At 57.7% G+C, this 24981-nt stretch carries 16 protein-coding genes and 1 pseudogene; 6 read left to right on the top strand and 11 right to left on the bottom strand.

Annotated elements, in window-relative coordinates; all coding sequences use genetic code 11:
* Window positions 1-7 precede the first annotated feature (7 nt).
* Window positions 8-757: an SDR family oxidoreductase gene (locus DSD31_RS08225; RefSeq protein ID WP_004864656.1), complete on the bottom strand. Its 750-nt coding sequence runs from the start codon at window positions 755-757 to the stop codon at window positions 8-10.
* Window positions 758-1024: 267 nt separating this feature from the next.
* Between DSD31_RS08225 and DSD31_RS08230 the strand changes: the two genes are divergently transcribed.
* Window positions 1025-2035: a LacI family DNA-binding transcriptional regulator gene (locus tag DSD31_RS08230; protein ID WP_004864654.1), complete on the top strand. Its 1011-nt coding sequence runs from the start codon at window positions 1025-1027 to the stop codon at window positions 2033-2035.
* Window positions 2036-2067: 32 nt separating this feature from the next.
* Here DSD31_RS08230 and DSD31_RS08235 read toward each other — a convergent pair whose 3' ends face one another.
* Complete coding sequence (locus tag DSD31_RS08235) at window positions 2068-3009, bottom strand: sugar-binding transcriptional regulator (protein ID WP_113990939.1); 942 nt, start codon at window positions 3007-3009, stop codon at window positions 2068-2070.
* A 268-nt stretch (window positions 3010-3277) separates the two neighbouring features.
* Here DSD31_RS08235 and dalD point away from each other — a divergent pair, with 268 nt between their 5' ends.
* The 4 genes from dalD (at window position 3278) to DSD31_RS08255 (ending at window position 8180) form a co-directional block, all read left to right on the top strand.
* Window positions 3278-4645 (top strand): D-arabinitol 4-dehydrogenase, encoded by a 1368-nt coding sequence (dalD, locus tag DSD31_RS08240; protein ID WP_113990940.1) that lies wholly within the window; start codon window positions 3278-3280, stop codon window positions 4643-4645.
* Between the two features lie 9 nt (window positions 4646-4654).
* Window positions 4655-6118, top strand: coding sequence for a xylulokinase (gene xylB, locus DSD31_RS08245; RefSeq protein WP_015583873.1), 1464 nt, complete (start codon window positions 4655-4657; stop codon window positions 6116-6118).
* Window positions 6119-6187: 69 nt separating this feature from the next.
* A complete protein-coding gene (locus DSD31_RS08250; RefSeq protein WP_113990941.1) occupies window positions 6188-7465 on the top strand; it encodes an RbtT/DalT/CsbX family MFS transporter in 1278 nt (425 codons plus the stop codon).
* A 52-nt stretch (window positions 7466-7517) separates the two neighbouring features.
* Window positions 7518-8180 (top strand): HAD family hydrolase, encoded by a 663-nt coding sequence (locus tag DSD31_RS08255; protein ID WP_113990942.1) that lies wholly within the window; start codon window positions 7518-7520, stop codon window positions 8178-8180.
* An 83-nt stretch (window positions 8181-8263) separates the two neighbouring features.
* Here DSD31_RS08255 and yegS read toward each other — a convergent pair whose 3' ends face one another.
* Together yegS and DSD31_RS08265 are read right to left on the bottom strand one after the other, a co-directional pair.
* A complete protein-coding gene (gene yegS, locus DSD31_RS08260) occupies window positions 8264-9157 on the bottom strand; it encodes a lipid kinase YegS (RefSeq protein WP_015583876.1) in 894 nt (297 codons plus the stop codon).
* A 285-nt stretch (window positions 9158-9442) separates the two neighbouring features.
* On the bottom strand, window positions 9443-10111 hold the full coding sequence (locus DSD31_RS08265) for a hypothetical protein (RefSeq protein ID WP_015583877.1): 669 nt from the start codon (window positions 10109-10111) through the stop codon (window positions 9443-9445).
* 1055 nt (window positions 10112-11166) lie between these two features.
* Here DSD31_RS08265 and DSD31_RS08270 point away from each other — a divergent pair.
* Window positions 11167-11973: pseudogene (locus DSD31_RS08270) on the top strand (IS256 family transposase); the annotation flags it as partial.
* A gap of 231 nt (window positions 11974-12204) precedes the next feature.
* Here the strand turns inward: DSD31_RS08270 and trhP are convergent.
* The 7 genes from trhP to DSD31_RS08305 all read right to left on the bottom strand — a co-directional run bounded on the left by trhP (window position 12205) and on the right by DSD31_RS08305 (window position 24837).
* The gene (gene trhP / locus DSD31_RS08275) at window positions 12205-13566 is read right to left on the bottom strand and encodes a prephenate-dependent tRNA uridine(34) hydroxylase TrhP (RefSeq protein WP_015583880.1); all 1362 of its coding nucleotides are present in this window, start codon (window positions 13564-13566) and stop codon (window positions 12205-12207) included.
* A 170-nt stretch (window positions 13567-13736) separates the two neighbouring features.
* Window positions 13737-14459: an envelope stress response regulator BaeR gene (baeR, locus tag DSD31_RS08280; RefSeq protein ID WP_004864635.1), complete on the bottom strand. Its 723-nt coding sequence runs from the start codon at window positions 14457-14459 to the stop codon at window positions 13737-13739.
* The gene (gene baeS, locus DSD31_RS08285; RefSeq protein WP_015583881.1) at window positions 14456-15973 is read right to left on the bottom strand and encodes an envelope stress sensor histidine kinase BaeS; all 1518 of its coding nucleotides are present in this window, start codon (window positions 15971-15973) and stop codon (window positions 14456-14458) included. Before baeS ends, baeR begins: the two co-directional genes overlap by 4 nt.
* Window positions 15970-17385, bottom strand: coding sequence for an MFS transporter (gene mdtD / locus DSD31_RS08290; protein WP_113990943.1), 1416 nt, complete (start codon window positions 17383-17385; stop codon window positions 15970-15972). Before mdtD ends, baeS begins: the two co-directional genes overlap by 4 nt.
* 1 nt (window position 17386) lies before the next feature.
* Window positions 17387-20464, bottom strand: coding sequence for a multidrug efflux RND transporter permease subunit MdtC (gene mdtC, locus DSD31_RS08295; protein WP_113990944.1), 3078 nt, complete (start codon window positions 20462-20464; stop codon window positions 17387-17389).
* Complete coding sequence (locus DSD31_RS08300) at window positions 20465-23587, bottom strand: MdtB/MuxB family multidrug efflux RND transporter permease subunit (RefSeq protein WP_032717917.1); 3123 nt, start codon at window positions 23585-23587, stop codon at window positions 20465-20467.
* The gene (locus DSD31_RS08305; RefSeq protein WP_015583885.1) at window positions 23587-24837 is read right to left on the bottom strand and encodes an MdtA/MuxA family multidrug efflux RND transporter periplasmic adaptor subunit; all 1251 of its coding nucleotides are present in this window, start codon (window positions 24835-24837) and stop codon (window positions 23587-23589) included. The genes DSD31_RS08300 and DSD31_RS08305 overlap by 1 nt, the downstream gene beginning before the upstream one ends.
* Window positions 24838-24981 lie beyond the last annotated feature (144 nt).

Consider the following 24981-nt stretch of genomic DNA (forward strand, 5'->3'; position numbering starts at 1 on the left):
TAAATAATCACAGATCGACGCTGTTAGGCAGGATAACGAGATCGCGTACGGTCACGTTTTTCGAGCGCGTTACCATAAACAGCACCGACTCCGCGACTTCAATCGGCTGCATCAGGCTGCCGTTGGCCAGCGCCTCTTCCATTTTTTCTTTCGGCCAGTCGTCAAGCAGGGCGGTTACTACCGGGCCCGGTAAGACGGCACCGACGCGCACGCCGTGCTGCGAAACCTGGCGGCGGGTGGTGTGTACAAAGGCCTGCACGGCGAATTTTGAGGCGGTGTAAATCGGTTCCCAGATGACCGGCACGACGCCGGCGATGGAGCTGGTAAAGATGATGTCACCGGACTTTTGCGCAATCATGTGCGGGAGTACGCTGCGCACGCAGCGGAAGGCGGCGTTGGTATTGAGATGCAGGACGCGATCCCAGACGTCCGGGTCGCCTTCGGCCACCGGTCCGCCGATGTAGGCGCCGGCATTAGCATGGAAAATATCCAGTCGCCCGGTGAGATTGAGAATGCCGGCCAGAATATTATCGACCTGATCGGCCTGCATTAAATCCACCTGCAGCGCGAAGGCGTTTTCGCCGAGTTCAGCCACAATCTTAGTGAGTTTTTCGCCTTCCCGGTCGATCAGCACCACTTTGGCACCCGCCGCGAGCAGGGTTCTGGCGCATTCGAGGCCGATACCGGATGCCGCACCGGTGACGGCGGCGACTTTACCATTGAGAGAAGTATTCATAGAGGATACAGAGTGGTTCATTTTATAATCCTTCATTGAGTCTGTTTGGTCAGTCGATCTGGTCCTCGATAAGCATGGGCCAGCGTTGATGTTATGCATGAAAAATTGTTAAGGTGTTGAATCAAAGCGTTATTTATAAATATGCGCTGAAAACTGAGCGATGAATAACGTCATTCGCCATGGAGCATAATGGTTGCTCAATCGATGAAGCTAATGTTGCGCCAGCTTCATCGATTGAGCAAGTGGGGAAATTAACAGCGAAATGAATTTGTGACGCAAGTTGGGAAAATGAAAAAAATCACTATCTACGATCTGGCGGAATTGTCCGGCGTTTCGGCCAGCGCGGTCAGTGCAATCCTCAATGGCAACTGGAAAAAACGGCGTATCAGCGCCAAACTTGCGGAAAAGGTGACGCGGATTGCTGAAGAGCAGGGCTACGCGATAAACCGCCAGGCCAGCATGCTGCGCAGTAAAAAATCGCATGTGATCGGCATGATTGTTCCCAAATACGACAACCGTTACTTCGGCTCCGTTGCGGAAAGCTTTGAAGAGATGGCGCGCGAGCGCGGTCTGCTGCCGATTATCACCTGTACCCGTCGTCGCCCTGAGCTGGAGATCGAAGCGGTGAAGGCGATGCTCTCCTGGCAGGTGGATTGGGTGGTAGCGACCGGGGCGACGAACCCGGATAAAATTACCGAGCTTTGTCAGCAGGCGGGGGTGCCTACCGTGAATCTCGATCTGCCGGGGACGCTTGCGCCGTCGGTCATTTCGGACAACTACGCCGGCGCCCGAGCGTTGACGGATAAGATCCTCGACAACAGCGCCAGGCGTCACGGCAGGCTGGCGCCGCTGACCTTCGTCGGCGGGCGCAGCAGCGACCACAATACCCTCGAACGTCTGCGCGGCTTTCGCGACGCGCACCAGGCGCGGGGCCTGAGCGTTCCCGATGAGAACGTGCTGGCTCCCGGTTATTCAAAGGGCAAAGTCGAGGCCTGTATGCAGGCCCGGTTCAGTACCCCGGAGGAACATCTGCAGGGGCTCTTCGTCAACTCGACGATTTCGCTGGAAGGGGTGGTCAGATGGCTGGCGCAGCTGGGATTAACCGGCACCGAGCAGCCGCCGATGGGCTGCTTCGACTGGGACCCGTTTGTCTATCTTCTCGGCCACGACATCGATATGGTGCAGCAGAATGTCCCGGCGATGCTGGAGGCGGTGTTCAGCATTATTGATGCCGGCGAGGCCCGCCAACAGCTGGTCGAGATCCCGCCGCTGCTGATCGGTAGCCGCGAACACCTCTGAGTCGTTGAGCGCGGCGGCGGCATGGCCTGCCGCTAGCGCGTCAGCAGCCAGCGGGCGGTGTGCTCATCCGTGACCAGGCCATTGATCCAGCCCCCCTTCAGCGCCGCCAGAATCGCCGGACGTTTATATTCTCCGCAGGCCACCGCAATGCGCGGGCACTGATTCTGGCGAATATCGTAGCTGGTGATCATCCGGTTGATATTACTCTCCACCACGCCGCCGTCGGCATCAATGAAGCGGCCGAGAATTTCGCCAATCCCGCCCTGGGCCGTCAGCTCATCCAGCTGCGCCTGGTTGATAAAGCCGTCTTTAAAGATGGGGCTGTTGGTGCCAAGCGGGCCGATGCCGACGAAAATCACGTCCGCCTGCTGCGCCACGCCTGAGACGTTGCGGAACAGGCGGCTGGTGCACCACATTTCATGTTCATCTACGGTTTGCGCGTAGCGCGGCGCGGGCCATTGATAATATTTGGCCTGGATTTTTCGCGCCAGCAGCAGAGGAACATCGTCGTAATAGTTGCACTGGCCGTCGGCGTCCATAGCGCTAATCAGCGCCACGCAGCGCGTATTCAGGCTGTCGAAGTCGATCCGCTGCATGGTCTTTTTCAGCGTCAGCCCGGAGCCGATGCCGATAATTTTCGCTTTATCATCCTGCAGATAGCGGGCCATCAGCTGGTAACAGCCGAAAGAGACGCTGTCTAGCGTGCTCTCTTCGCTCCACGCGGGAACGATATTGCAGTCGAGCAGCTGGTATTTCTCCTGCAACAGCTGCGCGTAGTCGAGGCAGTTGGCCACCGGATGGTGAAGGCCGATCGAGACGATTCCCTCTTCTTTAGCGGCGGCGATCATTCGCTGTACCACCGGCCTTGAAGTCCCCAGCTGGCTGGCGATCTCGCTTTGATTCAGACCGGCAATATAGTACATCCATGCGGCGCGGACCTTCTGATCCAGCCTGATATCTTCTTCTTTACCCATGATTCCCTGCCTTAAGCGTATGGTCATAAACAGGCCCGGCCTCATTCGATCCGATAAAGGGTTCCCGCGGTCTCTGGCGTCAGGAGTCTGCATGGCGAATGATTCAGGTGATAGCCGCATTCTCGCCGCGGTTTTTAAATCAGGCAAGCTTTTGCTCTTATTTGGTCATTTGTAATTTTATTGGGTAATTGCTCTTTTGTGATCTATGGCTCTTATTTGGAACAAATGATCATCTACAGTGAGTCCCATCACTCAAGGAGATCAGAATATGAATCAGCAATTCACATGGCTTCACATCGGTCTGGGTTCATTTCATCGTGCGCACCAGGCGTGGTATCTGCATCGTTTGATCGCATCCGGCGATACGCGCTGGCATATCGCGGCGGGCAATATTCGTCAGGATGCCGAGCAGGTGGTTGAGGCGCTTATCGCCCAGAACGGGCGCTACGTTCTGGAAACCGTCAGCCCGGAAGGGGAGCGCGAATATGAAGAGATCGCCTCGATTCAAAAACTGCTGCCGTGGCAGAACGGACTGCAGCCGCTGATTGACGAAGGGGCAAACCCGCAGACCAAAGTTATCGCCTTTACCGTGACGGAAGGGGGGTACTACCTGAATACCAGCCATAAGCTGGAGACCAGCAATGCGGATTTAATTAACGATCTGCAGGGGGGCTGCAAAACCATCTACGGCACCATCGCACGCATTCTGGAAAAACGCATGGCGGATAACGCCGGACCGCTGACGCTGCTCAACTGCGATAACGTTCGCCACAACGGCGAGCGCTTTCACGACGGGCTGGTGGAGTTTCTCCAGTTAACCGGCAAGCGGGCGGTAATAGCATGGCTGGCGGCGAATGCGACCTGCCCGAACACCATGGTGGACCGCATCACGCCGCGGCCAGCGGCCGATCTGCCGGCGCGCATCAAGGCGCAAACCGGTATTGACGATAAAGCGCCGGTGATGGGCGAGACCTTTATTCAGTGGGTGGTCGAAGATAATTTCCGCGCTGAGCGTCCGAACCTGGAGGCCGTCGGCGTGGAGATGGTTGACTCGGTTATCCCTTACGAAGAGGCTAAAATCCGCATTCTGAATGCGTCGCACAGCTGTATCGCGTGGGCCGGTACGTTAATGGGTCAACGCTATATCCACGAAAGCACGTTGACCGATTTTATTTACACTATTGCCGACCGCTACGTCACCGAAGATGTGATTCCGTGCCTCGGCGACAACGGAATCGATCTGGCGACCTACCGCGACGTGGTCCTTAAGCGCTTCACCAACCCCTATATTCAGGACACCAACCAGCGGGTTGCGGCGGATGGGTTCTCAAAAATCCCGGCGATGATCGCCCCGACCCTACAGGAGTGCTATCAGCGCGGCGCCCGCCCGGAGGCGACGGCCATGCTGCCCGCGCTGTTCTTTGTCTTTATGGAACAGTGGCACAAAGGCACTCTGCCTTACGAATACCAGGATGGCATTCTCGATGCTCAGGCGGTCCATGAAATGTTTGAATCCAGCGACCCGATTGCGCTTTATGCCAAAGATCGGGCGCTGTTTGGTTCCCTGGCTGAACGGGCTGATTTCCTGGCGCTGATGCGCGAGAAGATTGCCGCCGTCTATTCCCTGATTCAGTAGGAGCGGGCTATGTACTTAGGCATCGATCTTGGCACCTCGGAAGTGAAAGCGCTGGTTATTGATGAGAATAATGCGGTTGTCGCCAGCCATAGCGCGCCGTTGACTATTCAGCGGCCTCATCCGCACTGGTCAGAACAGGCGCCGCAGGCGTGGTGGGAAGCCACGGAATATCTGGTCGCCACACTGCGGGAAAAATGTGGCCATCACTGGTCCGCGATTAAGGCCGTTGGCCTCTCCGGGCAGATGCACGGGGCGGTACTGCTGGATAGCGGCGGGGAGGTGATCCGTCCGGCCATTTTGTGGAACGATACGCGCTGTGCCCAGGAGTGTCGTGAGCTGGAGGAGAGGGCGCCTGAGCTGCATCAGGTCGCCGGAAACCTGGCGATGCCGGGCTTCACCGCACCAAAACTGCTGTGGGTGCGCCGTCACGAGCCGGCAAACTTTCAGCGCACGGCAACGGTGATGCTGCCGAAGGATTATCTGCGCTACAAAATGACCGGTAAAAAAATCTCCGATATGTCGGATGCCGCCGGGACGCTGTGGCTGGACGTGGCGAAACGCGACTGGTCCGATGCGCTGCTGGATAAGTGTGGCCTGTCGCGCAGTCAGATGCCGACGCTGGTTGAAGGTTGCGAGGTGTCCGCCACCCTGGACCCGCAGGTTGCCGCGCGCTGGGGCCTGAATCCCTCGGTGGTGGTGGCCGGCGGCGGTGGCGATAACGCGGTCAGCGCGATCGGCGTCGGCGCGGTCTCGCCGGGCGATGCATTTATCTCGCTGGGCACTTCCGGGGTGTTGTTCGTGGTGACCGATGCCTATCGGCCGGCGCCGCAGTCGGCGGTGCACGCCTTCTGCCACGTCTTACCGAACCTGTGGCATCAGATGAGCGTGATGCTCAGCGCCGCCAGCTGCCTGCAGTGGTTCTGCCGTTTAACCAGCACCACCGAAGTGGCGCTGCTGGAAGAGATTGCCCAGTTGAGCGAGGAAGAGAAAGCCAACGCACCGTTCTTTCTGCCCTATCTTTCCGGGGAACGTACGCCGCATAACGATCCGGACGCGCGCGGAATGTTCTGGGGGATGACCCATTCCAGCCTACGTGCCCAGTTGGGTTACGCGGTGCTGGAGGGGGTGAGTTTCGGTATCAACGATGGCTTGCAGGTACTGAAAGAGAGCGGCACGCGGATTGAACAGTGTTCGCTGGTCGGCGGCGGCGCCCGCAGTCCGTTCTGGGCGCAGCTGCTGGCGGATATTCTTGCTATGCCGGTTGTGACCCACAAAGGCGGCGAAACCGGCGGTGCGCTGGGGGCGGCGCGGTTGGCCTGTCTGGCGGCAGGGAAACCGCTGGCTGCCGTCTGCGAAAAACCAGAGGTCTACCAGACCTGGCGCGCCGCGCCTGAACGCCATCACATTCTGATGCAACGCTATGCGCAATTTAAAGCGCTATATCTCAACGACCTGAATTACCGACATCACTGATTTTAATAATAAAAAATCCTCCGGTGGTTGCACCGGAGAGTCTTCCTGCACCCTGAAAACGAGGTCATTATGTCCGTGAATAGCAAACAGTGGTTCGGTCTGCCGCTGAATCTGATCTGGGGATACATCGCCATCGCCGTGTTTATGACCGGCGACGGCTTTGAGCTGGCTTTTCTCTCGCACTACATCAAGGAGCTGGGTTTCACCCCGGCCCAGGCTTCTTTCGCCTTTACCCTCTACGGCCTCGCCGCCGCCCTGTCGGCGTGGATCTCCGGCGTGGTCGCCGAGATCATCACCCCGCAGAAAACCATGCTGATCGGCTTTGTGCTGTGGTGCGTGTTCCACGTGCTGTTCCTGATTTTTGGCCTCGGCCACGCCAACTACCCGCTGATCCTGCTGTTCTACGGTATTCGCGGCTTTGCCTACCCGCTGTTCCTCTACTCCTTTATCGTCGCCATCGTGCACAACGTGAAAAGCGACGGCGCCAGCTCGGCGCTGGGCTGGTTCTGGGCGGTTTACTCAATTGGTATTGGCGTGTTCGGCAGCTATATCCCGAGCTTTACCATCCCGCATATCGGCGAGCTGGGCACCCTGTGGCTGGCGCTGGTGTTCTGCGTCACCGGCGGCATTATCGCCCTGGTCTCGCTGCGCCATATTCAGACGCCGCGCCATATGCAGAACCTTACCACCCGCGAGAAGTTTGCTGAGCTGGGGCGCGCCGCCACCCTGCTCTACACCAACCGCAATATTTTGCTTTCCAGCATGGTGCGCATCATCAACACCCTGTCGCTGTTTGGCTTTGCGGTGATCATGCCATTGATGTTTGTCGATGAGCTGGGCTTTACCACCTCCGAGTGGCTCCAGGTATGGGCGGCTTTCTTCTTCACCACCATTTTCTCCAACGTACTGTGGGGGATCCTCGGCGAGAAACTGGGCTGGATGAAAGTAGTGCGCTGGTTTGGCTGCATCGGGATGGCGCTGTCGAGTCTGGCGTTTTACTACATCCCGCAGCATTTCGGGCATAACTTTGCCATGGCGCTGGTGCCGGCGATTGCGCTGGGGATTTTCGTGGCGGCGTTTGTGCCGATGGCGGCGGTCTTCCCGGCGCTGGAGCCGCAGCATAAAGGGGCGGCCATTTCGGTCTACAACCTGTCGGCGGGGCTGTCCAACTTCCTGGCGCCGGCGATTGCGGTGGTGCTGCTGCCGTACTTCAGTACGATTGGGGTGGTGGTGGCGTACACCGCGCTGTACGTGCTGGCCTTTTTCCTCTGCGCCTATATTCGCGTCGAGCAGCCGGGCTTTACCCTGAAGCCTGTGCCTGTGCGCAAAAGCGTTGAGTTTTCCTGACACAGTTCCCGGGCTGACAGGCGAGCCCCGTCAGCCCGGTTTGAGGTAGAAGATGAGCATCAAAGCGGTTATTTTTGACATGGATGGGGTGATTATTGATTCAGAAGCCCTGTGGCGGCAGGCGCAACGGGAGGCGCTGGCCAGCTGGGGGGCGACGGTCAGCGAGGAGGAGTGTGAAACGCTGACGAAAGGTAAACGACTGGACGATATTGCCCGCGTGTGGTGTCGGCACTGCCGGCTGGCGATTGCGCCACAGCAGCTGGAAGCGCTCATTTTACAACGCATCGTTGGATTAATTACCGCCAAAGGAGCGGCGATGAGCGGCGTCAACGAGACATTGGCGCATTTTCGTGGCCTGGGCTACCGGATTGCGCTGGCGACCTCCTCATCTCACCAGGTGATTTCCGCGGTACTCGATAAGCTCTCTCTGCGCTCCTGTTTTGATGTGATTTCCAGCGCCGATGATGAGGCGTGGGGCAAACCGCACCCGGCGGTCTACCTCTCGACCCTGGGCAAGCTGGGGCTGAGCGCCGGGGAGTGTCTGGTTATCGAGGACAGTTTTCATGGCTTTTGCGCGGCGCAGGCGGCGGGCATTGCCACGGTCGTGATTGCGCCAGACTGCCAGCATCCGCGTTTTGCCGCCGCCGTCGCCCGCCATCGCTCGTTACCGGAACTGCTGCAGACGCGCTCTGAACCTGCTCTGCCCCTCGGGTAACGACCTTATCGGTGAGCGCAGAAGCCCTGGAGATGTAAACGGTCTTTTAATCTCTTCGTTCTGCGCTCACTTTCCACCTGGTATTATTTCAGCAGCGCGCAGTCCGGCGGCAGGCGGCAGCGCAGGGCGCCCGGGAGAATTTCCATGCGGAAATGCTTCCCGCTCAGCGGCTCGCCATCGAGGTTAAAGGTCATCTCGTGCGGCGCGGTGATTTCAAACCACGACGACACGCCGTCCACCAGGTTAGGGGAGTTGTCGGGGTTCGCCAGGGTAGTAAACAGCGCGGGGAGCAGCTCTTCGCCGGTAAAAACCCGCAAATGCAGCAGACCATCGTTAATCAGGGCCTGGGGGCAAAGCTGCTGACCGCCACCGGCCTGACGACCATTACCGATACCAATAACCAGCGCGTTTCCGCTCCAGCTAAAGTTTTCGCCGCGGATTTCGCAGCGATCGGGTTTCAGGGTGTCCATACGCATCAGGCCATGAATCAGATAGGAGACGCCGCCCAGCGCGGCTTTGAGTTTTTCCGGCGTTTCGGTGGTGATCCGGGTGCCGAAGCCACCGGTTGCCATATTAATAAAGCCGGTTTTGTCATTCACTCGCGCCACGTCTATGGCGATATCGCGGCCGACGATCGCCAGTTTCAGGGCGCTGGCGAGATCTTGCGGGATCCCGACGCTGGTGGCGAAATCATTGGCGGTACCCAGCGGCAGAATACCGAGCGGCACCTGGCTCTGACGTTGGACCAGCGCCGTGGCGACCTCATTGATGGTGCCATCGCCGCCGCCGGCAATCACCGTCCCCACCTTAAGCTGCAGCGCTTCATCGACAAAACGGACGGCATCGCCTTTTTCCCAGGTCACACGGACATGGATGTCGACACCTTCCTCGCGCAACAGCGCGATCGCTTCGCGCAACTGCGGCTCGTTAGCTCCTTTGCCATTGAGAATCAGTAAGCTGGCTGGAAACACGGGCATAGTTATGGCTTCCTTTTTGTACGAGATGCAGAAAGTGTACCCCATGAAGGCGAGGATGGACATTTTGTAAAACCGGACGGCGGCGAGAAAAGAAGGAGCGCACAGCGGCGTGATAAAAAATAAGCCCGCGTAAGGGAAAATCAACTCTCTTACTATTAGGTGCTTTCAACGGAGGGATTCGGGTTTGCGCGGCATACAAGAGCATTAAAAACCATTACTAGCTACCTCAATGCGGACACTATGTGGACGCAGTGGCTTAAGTGACCTACTATTCCGTGCAGCTATTTAGAAAACAAATACTAAAATTAGCCCAGATGCTAAGCAAAGCATGGATGATACTATGCCTGCAATTAGACCAATGACCCAGTGACGTTGTAAGTATTTTGCGATGCTAACTGCAATTGATAACCAATAAATCAGGCTTAGAAAGCCAAAGGTGTAGATCGAAAAAACAAAATACTTCAACCCTGGATTGGAATTCCATTGTTTTTCCCATGCATCTTGGTTCGATATCAATGTCTGGGTGATCGCTGATGCATCAGTGTTAAACATCCATGAGTAAAGTTTGGGATTGTATGATTTGAGAAGGAAAAAACCAAATGCAAAGCCAATTGTTGCCACCATGCAATTGATACCAATAAAAATAACTGACTGGCAAACCAGAATGTCAGCAGTTACTTTGACTCGCGTTATGAACCAAGAGATTTTTGAAGCGACTACATAAAGAAACAATGGCAAAAAAAGTAATGGAACAAGTTTGGTAGAAAACTCTTCATTTGAGGCAACGGAAAAACCAATGCTTAAACCAATAAATATCAATAATCCACCAACACTTATACAGTCAGTTAACCTTTTATCACTACTTAGCATTGTGTTAAACGTAGATATTGGCGTTATGAAAATCATCACGCAATGAATTAAGTAAACCTTAAGTAGGTCAAAAAATAGTGACATTTCCGCACCTGCTTTGTTGAACGATAACGGTAATTTATAGTTTTATGCTGTGTTTAATATTGAAGTTAGTTGACGTAGTAAATTTGTCAAGACCGGCTTTAATCTGAGTTCGGTGTATTAGTATAGCAAAATTGTATTAGCTTAATGTTGTGTTGTTGATGGGGAAATTCGTATCAATTGCAGTCGGATGCCCCCGGCAGCCCCCTCTTCTGTATGAAAACACAAGCTACACTTCAGGATATTCTGCACCTGCTGCACAATCTGATCCGCACCGGCGTCATCATCAAGACTGACCTCGCGGATGGGGCTTTTACGCGAGTTGAACTGTCAGGTCGGGAGATCGAGGGCTTTCGTAAGATCTGCGCACAATTGGCCGTGACATGGTGACTGCTCGAAAAAAAACGAATGCGAAGTGGAAGCGCTGACTACTCAGTTTAAAAATACAGAACGCCCGACGCGTGCACAGGCACAGGTGCTCGAATCGGCGAAATGGGCAGTTGAAGGGCTGCAAGCGAAATACAACAGCCTCACCAGGTTGGTTAAGCGACAATAGAAAGCGCTCGGGACGACAGGAATTAATAACCAAAACCTGACGAATGCAAGTAAAGGTCGAAAAACCGCATCAGCGAAACGACAGCGTAGTTAAATCACCAGCGAGAAACACTCGCGAAGGTCAACGCACAGCAGGCGAAGCTATCCGCTGTGAAATCCCGCTATGAGTTCGGGCTGGCACTCGCCGCCGTTGTGTAATGTTGGCATAGCTGTGGTCAGTATCTCCATGGTGGGAACGCTCGCTGTGTGAGCCTGTTACGTCCGGGTTATGATTTTTTACAGAAAAATTCCTGGCTTCAAGCCGTGCTCGGTGCCGACAAATAATCTACTGAAATGCAGGCGCTGCGCAAACATGCCCATCAGTTCGGCAACAACACCTCCTCGTTTATGATGATGCAACCAGTACGTAAATCATCATTGCAAAAGGCGACGGGGATGAGGTGGCTATTCCGGTGACAATGCCAGTGACACTGATGGCATTTGCCAACCAGCGCACGATGAAAGAGAACACCGCCGCGTTCAAAGAACTGTATGAAGATGATGTCTCTCCGACGCTGGTTTCAAAGGTCACCGATGCCGTCATTGAATAAGTTGTTGAATGGCAACATCGGCCATTGGATGAAGTTTATCCTGTTGTTTATCTTGACTGTATTGCCCTGAAAGTTCGGCAGGATATCCGCGTCATCAACAAATCGGTGTCCTTGGTACTGGGTATCAATATCGAAGGCCAGAAAGAGTTACCGGATAAGTGGCAGGCCGAGAATGAAGGCGCTAAGTTCCTGCTGAACGTGCCGACAGAACTGAAAAATCTCGGCAGAACGATATCCTCATCGCCTGTGATGACGGACCTAAAGGCTTCTCGGATGCCATCAACGCGGTGTATCCGGAAGCCCGGAGCCAGTTGCGAATCGTGTATATGGTTCGCAACAGCATGCGGTTCATCTCCTGAAAGGACTACAAGGTCCCGTGACCTAAAGGCCAGCGGTAGCGCTACAGGCATTGGATGTGTTTTGCGGTGCATGGGACAGTCGCTACCCACAGATAAGTCGAAGCTGGCAGGCAAACCGGGCTAATCTGGCGACGTTCTCCGCATACCCGGCAGACATCCGCACAGTCGTATACACAACCAACGCCATCGAGTTGTTGAACAGCGTAATCAGGCATGTGATAAAGAAACGTAAGGTGTTCCCAACAGATAGCTCAGTAAAAAGGTGGTGTGGTTGGCAATCCTGGCGGCCTCACAAAAGTGGACGATGCCGCTGAGGGACTGGCACATGGCAATGAGCTGCTTTATTATCGAGTTCGGTGACTGCCAGGGCGGTCAGTCAGGTCCGGGGTGGAGGAAATCAGCCGCAGCGACAGTCCTTCCCAAAAAAATAAGCCCGCGTAAGGGAGATTACGCAGGCTAAGGAGGTGGTTCCTGGTACAGCTAGCATTTATGGGTTATGTTTTTCAGCAGGATGGATGATACCCGCTTCAAACGAAGCGGTGTGTGATCCGTTTCTAATATCCGTGCATCCTGAAAAAATAACCCTGATAAACTAGTTGCTATGCGGATTTCTGGTCGTCTGACCAGTAAAGTTGCGCATCAGCAAAGCATACTGCAGCTCCATCTCTTCCGGCACAGGTAACCATACTGTATAGCCATCGCCAGGGGCGACCGGCATTGCCTCGCCTTTGGCATTCACCATATGTTCAAGGGTGAAGTTAACGTTGCCCTGCGGGGTCATCAGCTCAAGGCTGTCGCCGACGGAAAATTTATTCTTCACCGCCACGGCGGCCAGCTGGCCGTTGCGCTCACCGGTAAATTCACCGACAAACTGCTGGCGCTCGGAGAGGGAATAACCGTACTCGTAGTTCTGATAGTCGTCATGGGTATGACGACGCAGGAAGCCTTCGGTGTAGCCGCGGTGGGCCAACCCTTCCAGCGTTTCCAGCAGGCTTTCGTCAAACGGTTTACCCGCCGCGGCGTCATCGATAGCCTTGCGGTAAACCTGAGCGGTGCGCGCGCAGTAATAGAACGATTTAGTGCGGCCTTCGATTTTCAGCGAGTGCACGCCCATCTGCGTCAGGCGCTCGACGTGCGCAATGGCGCGCAGGTCTTTGGAGTTCATGATGTAGGTGCCGTGTTCATCTTCGAAGGCGGTCATGTATTCGCCAGGCCGTTTGGCCTCTTCAATCATAAACACCCGGTCGGTTGGCGCGCCGATCCCCAGCGTCGGTTCGACGGTCTTGACCGGAATCGGCTCATGCTGGTGGACGATATTGCCGACGTCGTCTTCTTTGCCTTCCTGGACGTTATATTCCCAGCGGCAGGCGTTGGTGCAGGTGCCCTGGTTCGGATCGCGTTTGTTGATATAGCCCGAGAGCAGGCAGCGGCCGGAATAGGCCATGCACAGGGCGCCGTGGACGAAAATCTCGAGTTCCATCTCCGGGACCTGGCTGCGGATTTCGCCGATTTCATCCAGCGACAGTTCGCGGGAAAGAATGACCCGGCTCAGCCCCATCTGCTGCCAGAATTTAACGGTCGCCCAGTTAACGGCGTTGGCCTGGACCGACAGATGAATCTGCATATCGGGGAAGTTTTCCCGTACCAGCATGATCAAACCCGGATCGGACATAATCAGCGCGTCCGGCCCCATATCCACCACCGGCTTCAGATCGCGAATGAAGGTTTTCAGCTTGGCGTTGTGCGGCGCAATGTTGACGACCACGTAGAATTTTTTCCCCAGCTGATGGGCTTCATTGATGCCCAGCTGCAGGTTTTCATGGTTGAATTCGTTGTTGCGCACGCGCAGAGAGTAACGCGGCTGGCCAGCATAAACGGCGTCTGCGCCATAAGCGAAGGCGTAACGCATATTTTTCAGCGTTCCCGCCGGGGAAAGGAGTTCCGGTTTAAACATGATGTTCTCGTTCTGATGACAGGTCAGATTCGCCACACCTGATGCGGCGACTTGGGGAAGCACCGTTATGAACAGTGCCCACACATTAAGGGCGGGCATTGTAGCGCTGTGGGTAAGGAGAGTAAACCTTCCCCTTACCCCAATCTACCCGTGTGAAACGAGGAGGGGACCTACGCCAGGCGACAGGCGTCGGCCTCCCAGCGGTAGCCGACGCCGTAGACGGCGCGGATAAAGGACTGCTCGGCGTCCAGCGACTCCAGCTTACGCCGCAGGTTTTTGATATGGCTGTCGATCGTTCTGTCGGTCACCACCCGATAGTCATCATACAGATGATTGAGCAGCTGCTCGCGGGAGAAAACCTTGCCCGGCTCCTGCGACAGGGTTTTCAGCAGACGAAACTCGGCAGGAGTCAGATCCAGCAGCTTATCGCGCCATGAGGCCTGAAAACGGCCCTCATCGACAATCAGCGGGCTTTCCGCATCCAGCGCCAGCAGATCCCGGCGCGGCCGGCAGCGGCGGAGGATCGTTTTCACCCTGGCGACGACTTCGCGCGGGCTGTAGGGCTTGCAGATATAATCGTCGGCGCCGATCTCCAGCCCAAGCAGGCGATCGATTTCCTCAATTTTCGCCGTCACCATCACCACCGGAACGTCGGAAAAGCGACGGATCTCCCGACATAGCGTCAGGCCATCGGTTCCCGGCAGCATCAGATCTAACAAGATCAAGTGCGGCGGGGTCTGGCGAACGTAAGGCAGAACCTTGTCGCCGTGATTAATCAGCGTTGGCGCATAACCTGCTGCGAACAGATAGTCGAGCAGCAACTGACCCAGTTTGGGTTCATCTTCCACGACAAGAATGCGTGGGGTATTTTCATCAACAGGTAATTCACTCATACGTCTCTCGGTGTATCACGTTCCAGAGGTAACTCTACTTTAATGCTAACCCCGCCAAAAGGCGAATGGTCGGCCCGTAAGGTGCCGCCGTGGGCAGCCACGATGTTGACACAAATAGCCAGCCCCAGTCCGGAGCCGCCGCTGGCGCGGTTGCGTGAACCTTCGGCACGATAAAAGCGCTCGCACAGCCGTTCCAGCTGTTGATCGCTGACGCCCGGACCGCTGTCGGCAAAATCAAGGATGATGCGACGGCCTGTCTGGCTGGCGCTGATCAGCAGACGTCCGCCGCTATCGGTATAGCGGAGGCTGTTTTCCAGCAGGTTATTAAAAAGCTGCATCAGGCGATCGCCGTCGCCAAATACCGTCGCGTTTTCCGGAAGCGAAACGGCGATGGTCAGCCCCCGGCTGGCAAAGCGTTCACGGAAAGCGCCCGCCGCGACTTCCAGCAGCGTAATGATATCCACGGAGGTTTTTTGATAGGCCAATGCGCCTTCGTCGGACATCGATAGCTGGTGTAGATCGTCGACCAGTTTGGTCAGGGTGGCGACCTCCGCCTGGAGCGAGGTCACGGAATCCGGGGTGAATTTGCGTACGCCGTCCTGAATCGCTTCCAGTTCGCCGCGCAGCACCGCCAGCGGGGTCCGCAGCTCATGAGAAATATCCGCCATCAGGTCGCGACGCATTTGCTGGTTGCGTTCCAGGGTGCTGGCGAGCTGGTTAAAATCCTGCGCCAGGCGGCCGAGTTCATCGCTGCTACTGACCGCCACGCGGGTGGTGAAATCTCCCGCCGCCAGGCGGTGGGTCCCTTCGACCAGACGTTTGACCGGTGCCAGCAGGCCGCGCGCCAGCGGGAAGGTTGCCAGCGCAGCAAGGATCGTCGACAGAGCAACAATCAGCCAGCTGGTGCGCTTTTGCTGACGGTCAAAGTTAATATCGGTATTGCGCGTCAGACGCTCGACCGGTGACGCGATAACCGCGCCCACCGACACGCCGTTAACCACAATGTTGCGACGGCTGCCGTCTTCAGGCACCCGCTCGCGCGGGCCAACCAGCACTCGTCCTTTCTGATCGACAACCCAGAAAAGCGTGCGCCAGCCGTGCGGGGGCATATCCGGGCCGGGGCCGCGTGGACCGTCCGGCGGAGGACCATCCGGCGGAGGACCATCGGTGTCAGGGGGGCCGATATCCAGGCGGCCGTCAGGCGTGCCGCCGGCGTTTGTTTTGCGCCCGCCGGGGAAGCGATCGTCGTTATCGCGATCGAACGACTTTAACAGCTGGAAAATAAACCGATCGTTATTGCGCAGAAATTTCCAGTTGCCGTGCAGGGCATACTGCTCGCTCAGCGCATCGCCCAGCATCGTCAGCCGCTGTTCATTTCCGCGCTTGATATAATCGATAAATCCGCGTTCAAAACTGATGCGCACCGCCCAGTGCATGCTGATCAGCAGCACGATGCAGGTGGCCAAAATCGCCAGGAACAGCTTGCCGGTAATACCGGGACGCCATAGCTTCACGGCTCACTCCTTTTATGTCGGGCGATAGCGGTATTGCTTGCAGTATCATCCGGAACGCGGGAAAAAAGGCATGCCGGCAGCGCGATAATCACCGCCATGCTCAGATAGGTATAGAGAAAGACCTGATGGGTGGTGGCGGCATCGGCGCTGATATGCTGTTGACCAAACAGGCCGAGCAGCATCCCGGCGAGGGTCACGCCAATACTCATCGACAGCTGCATGACCATCGACAGCATGCTGTTGCCGCTGCTGGCGAGATCATCCGGCAAATCTTTCAGCGTCAGGGTGTTCATCGATGAAAAGCGGCTGGAGTTGATCATCCCCTGCACAAACAGCACCACCGGCAGCAGCCAGTACCAACCGGCCAGGGCGACGGCCATAAACAGCAGGCTAACCAGCGCGAGACCCACGGTCGCCACCATTAAGACGCGGCGGTAGCCAAAGCGGTTCACTACCTGCACCACGATACGTTTCATGCCCATGCTGCCAAGCACCATCGGAATCATCATCATCCCGGCGTGAAACGGCGTAAAGCCAAGGCCAATTTGCAGGAATACCGGCGTCATAAAGGGCAACATACCGCTGCCGATGCGCCCGGCAAAGCTGCCGCTGAGCCCGAGGGAGAAGGTGCAGTTGCGAAACAGGTTCAGGCTGAACAGGGCGTTGTCGTTGCCCCGGGCGTACCATAAATAGAGCACAATCGAGGCCACGCCAATGACCACCAGCGCGCTCAGCAGCAGCGGGGATATCCCCAGCCCTTTTTTACCGTCGAGCACGAGGGTTAAGGTCGCCATCCCCAGCGCCAGCAGGATAAAGCCAAACATATCGAAGCGCCGGGTCTGCAGCGTGTAGTTCGGCATCAGCCACAAGGTGGCGATGGCGCCGATAATGCCCACCGGAATATTGATTAAGAAAATCCAGTGCCAGGAGGCGTATTCCACCAGCAGGCCGCCGAGGGCCGGGCCAAGCAGCGGGCCGACCTGGCCGGGGAGCGTAACAAAGGTCATGGCCGCCATATACTGGGCGCGCGGAACGATTTTCATCACCGTCAGGCGACCGACGGGTACCATCATGGCGCCGCCGACGCCCTGCAGTACGCGGGCCAGCACCAGCTGATCGAGGGTTGCGGCCTGGGCACAAAACAGCGACCCGAGCGTAAACAGAATGATGGCGCTAAAGAAGATATTGCGTACCCCCACCCGGTCCGCCAGCCAGCCGCTGGCCGGCAGCATAATCGCCACCGTCAGGACGTAGGAGACGATAACCATATGCATGTGCAGGGGGCTCTCCCCAAGGCTTTTAGCCATCGAGGGGAGGGCGGTATTCACGATGGTGGTGTCCAGCGACTGCATAAAGAAGCCGAAAGCCACTATCCATAATTGCCAGCGGACGCTGGAGGGCAGTTCTGTCATGTTATTCGCTTACCGGTTGGCTGAGTTTTCGCGAAAAACGCAACCGCAGACGGTCAAAGAACAGATAGACCACCGGCGTAGTGTAGAGGGTCAACAGCTGACTCATCACCAGCCCACCGACGATGGTGATCCCCAGCGGCTGACGCAGTTCCGAGCCGTCGCCGCCCGAGAGCACCAGCGGCAGCGCGCCAAACAGTGCCGCTAAGGTGGTCATCATAATCGGGCGGAAACGCAGCAGGCAGGCCTGGAAGATTGCCTCTTCCGGCGGCAGATTGCCGTTGCGCTGCGCCTCGAGGGCAAAGTCGACCATCATGATGGCGTTTTTCTTCACTATCCCAATTAATAGCATGATGCCGATCAGCGCAATCAGGCTAAACGGAGCGCCAAAGAGCTCCAGCGCCAGCAGCGCGCCTACCCCCGCCGAGGGGAGGGTGGAGAGAATCGTTAACGGATGCACATAGCTTTCGTAGAGGATCCCCAGCACGATATAGACCGTCGCAATGGCGGCCAGAATCAAAATAACCTGCGAGTTCATGGTCTGCTGGAAGACCTGCGCGGTGCCGGCATAGGAGCCCCGGACGCTGGAAGGCACTCCAAGCTGAGTCATCGCGCGGTTGATGGCATCGCTGGCTTCCGACAGCGATTTACCGGTCGGCAGGTTAAAGGAGATCGTCGACGCTGCCGACAATCCCTGGTGGTTGACCGACAGCGGCGCGTTAGCCGGCTGCCAGCGGGCGAAATAGGCGAGGGGGATCGGCTTACCTTCGCTGTTGATCACAAACATCTTATCCAGCGCGCTGACGTCCTGGGTATAAACCGGATCGACCTCCATCACCACTTTATACTGGTTCAGCGGCTGGTAAATCGTCGAGATCTGCCGCTGGCCGAAGGCGTTATTCAGCAGATTGTTGGCATCCTGAACGCTGATCCCGAGGCGCGACATGGTATCGCGATCGTAGATGAGGTCCATTTCGGCGCCGTTATCCTGCTGGTCAGAGTTGACGTCCGCCAGTTCCGGCAGCGCGGCCAGCGCTTTACGAATCTTCGGTTCCCATTCGCGCAGCGCCGAAAGATCGTCTGACAGCAGGGTGTACTGATAGCTGGCGTTGGCCTGACGGCCGCCGACGCGAATATCCTGCACCGCCATTAAGAACAGGTTGGCGCCCGGTTCTTTCGCCAGTTTTTTACGCAGCCGGTCGATAATCTGCTGCGCCGTTTCATGTCGCTGGTCGCGAGGTTTAAGGGTGATAAACATCATCCCGCCGTTCACCCGTGAGCCGCCGGTAAAGCCGGTCACGTTATCCACCGCCGGATCTTCGCGGATGATCTGCATAAAGTCCTGCAGTTTGCCGCGCATCGCCTGGAAAGAGATACTCTGGTCGGCCTGAATGCCGCCCATCAGCACGCCGGTATCCTGCTCCGGGAAGAAGGTTTTTGGAATAGAGATATAGAGCCAGACGCTGAGCGCCATGGTCCCCAACAGCACCAGACCGGTCATGCGGCTGTGTCTGAGGACCCATTTCAGCGATTTACCGTAGCCGCCCTGCACGGCGACCAGCAGGCGGCCGAAACCGCGGTTACGCGTGGGTTGAGAAGGTTTACCGCTCTTCAGCAGCCAGCCGCACATCATCGGCGTCAGGGTAAGGGAGACCGCCAGCGAGATGCCGATCGCCACCGATAAGGTGACGGCGAATTCGCGTAGCAGCCGCCCCGGCAGGCCGCCCATCAGCAGCAGCGGTAAAAAGACCGCCACCAGCGAGAGACTCATCGACAGCACGGTGAAGCCGACTTCACGGCTCCCCTGCAGCGCCGCCTGCAGCGGTTTCATCCCGGCCTCAAGATGGCGGGAGATATTTTCCAGCACCACGATAGCATCGTCGACGACGAAGCCGGTGGCGATGGTCAGGGCCATCAGCGACAGGTTGTTGAGGCTAAAGTCGCAAAGGTACATGGCCGCAAAGGTACCAATCAGCGAGACCGGCACCGCCACCGCCGGGATCAGCGTGGCTCTGCCGGAGCGCAGAAACAGGAACACCACGAGGATCACCAGCGCCACCGAGATCACCAGCGTCTGCTCGACTTCCTCCAGCGAGGCGCGGATGGTCGGCGAGCGGTCCTGGGCGATTTGCAGGTCGATAGCCGCCGGAATGGTTTTTTGCAGATCCGGCAGGCGGGCGCGAATGCTGTCGACCGTCTGGATGATATTGGCTTCCGGCAGCTTGCGGATCATCAGCAAAATTGCCGGCTTCGCGTTGGTCATCCCGGCGTTACGCACATCCTGCACCGAATCGCTGATCTGCGCGACGTCGCCAAGACGCACCGCCGCGCCGTTGTTGTAGTGTACGATCAGCGGCTGGTATTCCGCGGCGGTTTTGAGCTCATCGTTCGTTTGTACCTGCCAGCGCGAGCTGTGATCTTCCAGCGCCCCCTGCGGTCTACGGACGTTGGCGTTATCGATAGCGGTGCGCACGGCGTCCAGCGACACGCCCTGGTTAAACAGCGCCTGCGGGTTGAGGTCGACGCGCACCGCGGGCAGCGAGCTGCCGCCCACGTCGACGTCGCCAACGCCGTCAATCTGGGCGATGGTTTGCGCCAGTTGAGTCGAGGCAAAATCGTACAGCTCGCCCTGGGAGTAGGTATCCGAGGTGAGCGTGAGGATCATAATCGGCGCATCGGAAGGGTTGGCCTTGCGATAGGTCGGGCGGCTTGGCATGCCGCTCGGCAGCAGGCTTTGCGCGGCGTTGATCGCCGCCTGCACATCGCGGGCGGCGCCGTTAATATCGCGGTCGAAATTGAACTCCATAATAATGCGCGTGCTGCCCAGCGAACTGGTGGAGGTCATTTCCGACACGCCGGCGATCCGGCCGAGCGAGCGTTCAAGCGGCGTGGCCACCGACGAGGCCATGGTTTCCGGCGACGCGCCGGGCAGCGAGGCGCTGATCATGATCACCGGGAAATCCACCTGCGGCAGCGGGGCGACCGGCAGCAGACGGAAACCGAGTACCCCGCACAGGGTGATGGCGAGCGAAATCAGAATCGTCGCCACCGGGCGGTAAATGAAGAGGGCGAAAAACTTCATTTACGCCTCCTCCTCATGCCGTGGGAAGCGGCTCTTGATATACAGCGACAGGCGGTCGAAGAGCAGATAGATAACCGGGGTGGTGAACAGCGTCAGCACCTGGCTTAACATCAGACCGCCCACCATACCGATACCCAGAGGACGCCGTAGCTCGGCGCCGACGCCGGTGCTCAGCATCAGCGGCAGCGCGCCGAGCAGAGCGGCAAGCGTGGTCATCAGAATCGGGCGAAAACGCAGCAGGCAGGCCTGATAAATCGCCTCACGTGGCGGCATGCCCTGTTCGCGTTCGGCGGCCAGCGCAAAGTCGATCATCATGATGGCGTTCTTCTTGACGATACCAATCAGCAGGATAATCCCGATAATGGCGATAACATCCAGCTCGCTGCCTGCCAGCCACAGCGCCAGCAGCGCGCCGACGCCGGCGGTCGGTAAGGTCGACAGAATGGTTATCGGGTGGATAAAGCTTTCATACAGCACGCCGAGCACGATATACATCGCCACGACCGCCGCCACCACCAGCCAGACGGTGTTGCCGAGCGCCGACTGGAAGGCGAGGGTGCTGCCCTGGAACTGGGTGCGGATATCGGTCGGCAAATCCAGCGCCTGTTCGGCGGCGAGGATGGCGTCGACCGCATCGCCCAGCGAGTAGTTATCCGGGACGTTGAACGAAATGGTGGTCACCGGGAACTGATCGAGATGGTTAATCGACAGCGGCGCGAAGCGCTGCTCGACGCTGGCGATGGACTTCAGCGGCACGATGCCGCCCCCGCTGCTGGTCAGGCGAATATTGTCCAGCGCCGCCAGCCCCGGCGTCTCCCGGGTGTCATGCTCCAGCACCACGCGATACTGGTTGGCCTGAGTGTAGATGGTCGAGATCAGCCGCTGGCCGAAGGCGTTATACAGCGCATTATCGACATCGGCCATGCTGATGCCGAGACGGCTGGCGCTGTCGCGATCGACTTTGATATAGGCGGCGAGGCCCTTATCCTGCCAGTCGCTGCTGACGTCGGAGAGCTGCGGAAGCGCCTGGAGACGCGTCAGCAGCTGCGGTACCCAGTTACTGAGGGCATCCAGCGAGTTCGCCTGCAAGGTGAACTGATACTGGGTCCGGCTGACGGTGGTATCGATAGTCAGATCCTGGGTCGGCTGTAGGTAGAGCTCGACGCCGGGGATCCCGTCCACCGATTTTTGCAGGCGGCTAATCACGGCCTGCACACGGTCGTCGCGTTCATCCAGCGGTTTGAGGTTAATCTGCAGGCGGGCGCTATTCAGCGCCGGGTTGGTGCCGTCCACTCCGACGTAGGAGGTCAGGCTCTCGACGGCCGGGTCTTTGAGGATCGCCGCGGAAACCTGCTCCTGGCGCTGCGCCATATTCGCAAACGAAGCGGACTGCGGAGCCTGTAACGTCCCCTGAATAATGCCGTTGTCCTGAATCGGGAAGAAGCCTTTCGGAATGAAGACCCACAGCATGATTGACAGCACCAGCGTACCTAAGGCCACGCTCAGGGTCAGCCACGGGTGATTCAGCACCCGGCTAAGCATCCGACCATACGCGGCGATGACCCGCTCGAAGAAGCGCTCGCTGGCCCGCGAGAAGCGGTTTTGCTTACGCAGCGACTCGTGACTGAGCATGCGCGCGCACATCATTGGCGTCAGCGTCAGCGAGACGACGGCGGAAATTAATATTGCCACCGCGAGGGTAATGGCAAACTCGCGGAACAGCCGGCCGACGATATCGCCCATAAACAGCAGCGGGATCAGCACCGCAATCAGCGAGAAGGTCAACGAGATGATGGTAAAGCCGATCTCTCCGGCACCTTTCAGCGCGGCGGCGAGCGGCTTTTCGCCCTTTTCGATATAGCGCGAGATGTTTTCGATCACCACGATGGCGTCATCGACAACGAAGCCGGTGGCGATAGTGAGCGCCATCAGCGTCAGGTTGTTGATCGAGAAGTCGAGGAACACCATCACCGCGAAGGTGCCCACCAGCGACAGCGGCACGGCGACGCCGGGGATAATGGTCGCCGGTACGTTGCGCAGGAACAGGTAGATGATCATCACCACCAGCGCAATCGCCAGCATCAGCTCAAACTGGGTATCGCTCACCGACGCGCGAATGTTGGTGGTGCGGTCGGAAAGGACCTGCACCTTGACCGACTTCGGCAGGCTCTCGGTCAGCTGCGGCAGCATCTGACGCACGCTATCGGCGGTGGCGATGATGTTCGCTCCCGGCTGGCGTTGAACGTTCATGACGATCGCCTGCTGATTGTTCGCCCATGCGCCGAGCCAGCTGTTTTCCGCCCCTTGCTCAATGGTAGCGACATCGCCGAGACGAATCGGCGCGCCGTTCTGCCAGGCGACGATCAGGCGGCGATAATCTTCCGCCGACTGCATCTGATCGTTAGCGGAGAGGGTCACGGCGCGGGAAGGGCCGTCAAGGCTGCCTTTGGCCGAGTTGACGTTGGCGCTGGTGATAGCGGTGCGGATGGTTTCGCTGGTCAGCCCCAGCGCGGCAATCGCCTGCGCATTGAGCTTCACGCGGACCGCCGGGCGTTGGCCGCCCGCGAGGGTCACCAGCCCGACGCCGGATACCTGGGAAATTTTCTGCGCCACGCGGGTCTCCACCATATCTTCCACCTGGGTCATCGGAATGGCGGAGGAGGTGACCGCGAGGGTCATGATTGGCGGATCGGCCGGGTTGACTTTACTGTACACCGGCGGGTTCGGCAGGTCGGATGGCAGCAGGTTGGTGGCGGCGTTGATCGCGGCCTGGACCTCCTGTTCGGCCACGTCCAGCGGCAGGGTCAGCTGGAACTGGAGCGTGACCACCGAGGCGCCACCGGAACTTTGCGACGACATCTGCTTCAGGCCAGACATCTGGCCAAACTGGCGTTCCAGCGGGGCGGTAATCGCCGATGTGACGACGTCCGGGCTGGCGCCAGGATAGAGGGTGACTACCTGAATGGTCGGATAATCCACTTCCGGCAAGGCGGAAACCGGCAGGAATCGATAGCCGATGATCCCCGCCAGCATAATCGCCACCATCAGCAGCGTGGTGGCGACCGGGCGCAGAATAAACAGTCGGGAAGGGCCGCCCGTACTGCTCGGGGGTAATACCTGCATCAGGAGCGCGCTCCTTTATGGCCATACTCACGGCTGGTGGCTTTCTCCGCCGCGGCCGCCGGCGCGCTGTGCGGGTCCACCACTTCCACTTTTGCCCCTTCGGTCAGACGATCGATACCGTCAGTAACCACCCGGTCACCCGCCGACAGCCCGGCGGTAATCACCACCTTCAGACTGTCCTGAATACCCGGCGTGACGGTGTGCTTGCTGACTTTATTCTCATCGTTCAATACCCAGACGAAATGGCCTTCATTGCCCATCTGCAGTGCGGCAGTCGGGATGACGATGGCGTTCTGTTCCGTGTCTACCAGCATACGGGCGTTCACGAACTGGTTCGGGAACAGGGTGTCGTCCTGGTTGTTAAAGCGCGCTTTCAGTTTGATGGTCCCGGTGGTGGCGTCAATCTGGTTATCCAGACTCAGCAGCGACCCTTCGCTGATTTTTTGTTTGTTGGTCCGGTCCCAGGCCTCAACCTGCAGCGTTTTCCCGGCTTTCTGCGCCTGGACAACGGTCGCGATATCATTTTCCGGCAGCGTGAAGACCAAATCGATTGGGTGGGTTTGGGTTAACACCACGATGCCGGTGGTATCGCTGCTTGAAATCTGATTGCCGATATCCACCTGTTTTAAGCCAACGCGGCCGTCAATCGGCGCGGTGATGCGGCTCCAGTTCAGCTGCAGCTGGGCGCTGGCCACGGCGGCTTCGTCGGCTTTGATGGTGCCTTCCGTTTCGCTGACCAGCGACTGCTGGGTATCCAGCTCCTGGCGGGAAACAAGATTGCTCTTCACCAGCTGTTGATAGCGGGCGAGATCGCGTCGGGCGTTAGCGAGCGTGGCTTTATCTTTCGCCAACTGGCCCTGGGCCTGCGCCAGCGCGACTTTAAACTGACTGGGGTCGATTTCGGCGAGCAGATCGCCCGCTTTGACCTGCTGGCCTTCCTGGAAGTGGATAGCTAACAGCTGGCCATCCACCCGGCTGCGTACGGTCACCGTGTTGGCTGCCGTCACCGTACCGAGGCCGCTGAGATAGCGAGGCACCGATTCGCTGGTGGCTGTTGCCGCCTGAACCGGTGCCAGGGCCGCGCCGAAGCGGCCATGGCGACCGCCGCCTGGCGCCTGCGGCTGTGAGCCATTTGCCGCCGCAGGCGTAGCGTTTGTCGCTTCACGACTCTGCCAGAACCAGTACCCGGCACCGGCAATGACGATGACCGCCAGCGCGATGCCCCAACGGAGTGTATGACTGCCTTTCATTAATTTGCTATCTCATCCTGAAACGTTTCGCGAAATGATACTAGTTTAGTGACCAAACGCCCCGCAAAAATGGAGGAATTATGAAAAGACTGTTGAGATATGTCTGGATAAAACGCTTTTCGATGAGCTGGTTAGGCTAAAAAA

The organism is Klebsiella sp. X13 (assembly GCF_003323835.1).
GTDB lineage: Bacteria > Pseudomonadota > Gammaproteobacteria > Enterobacterales > Enterobacteriaceae > Klebsiella > Klebsiella ornithinolytica.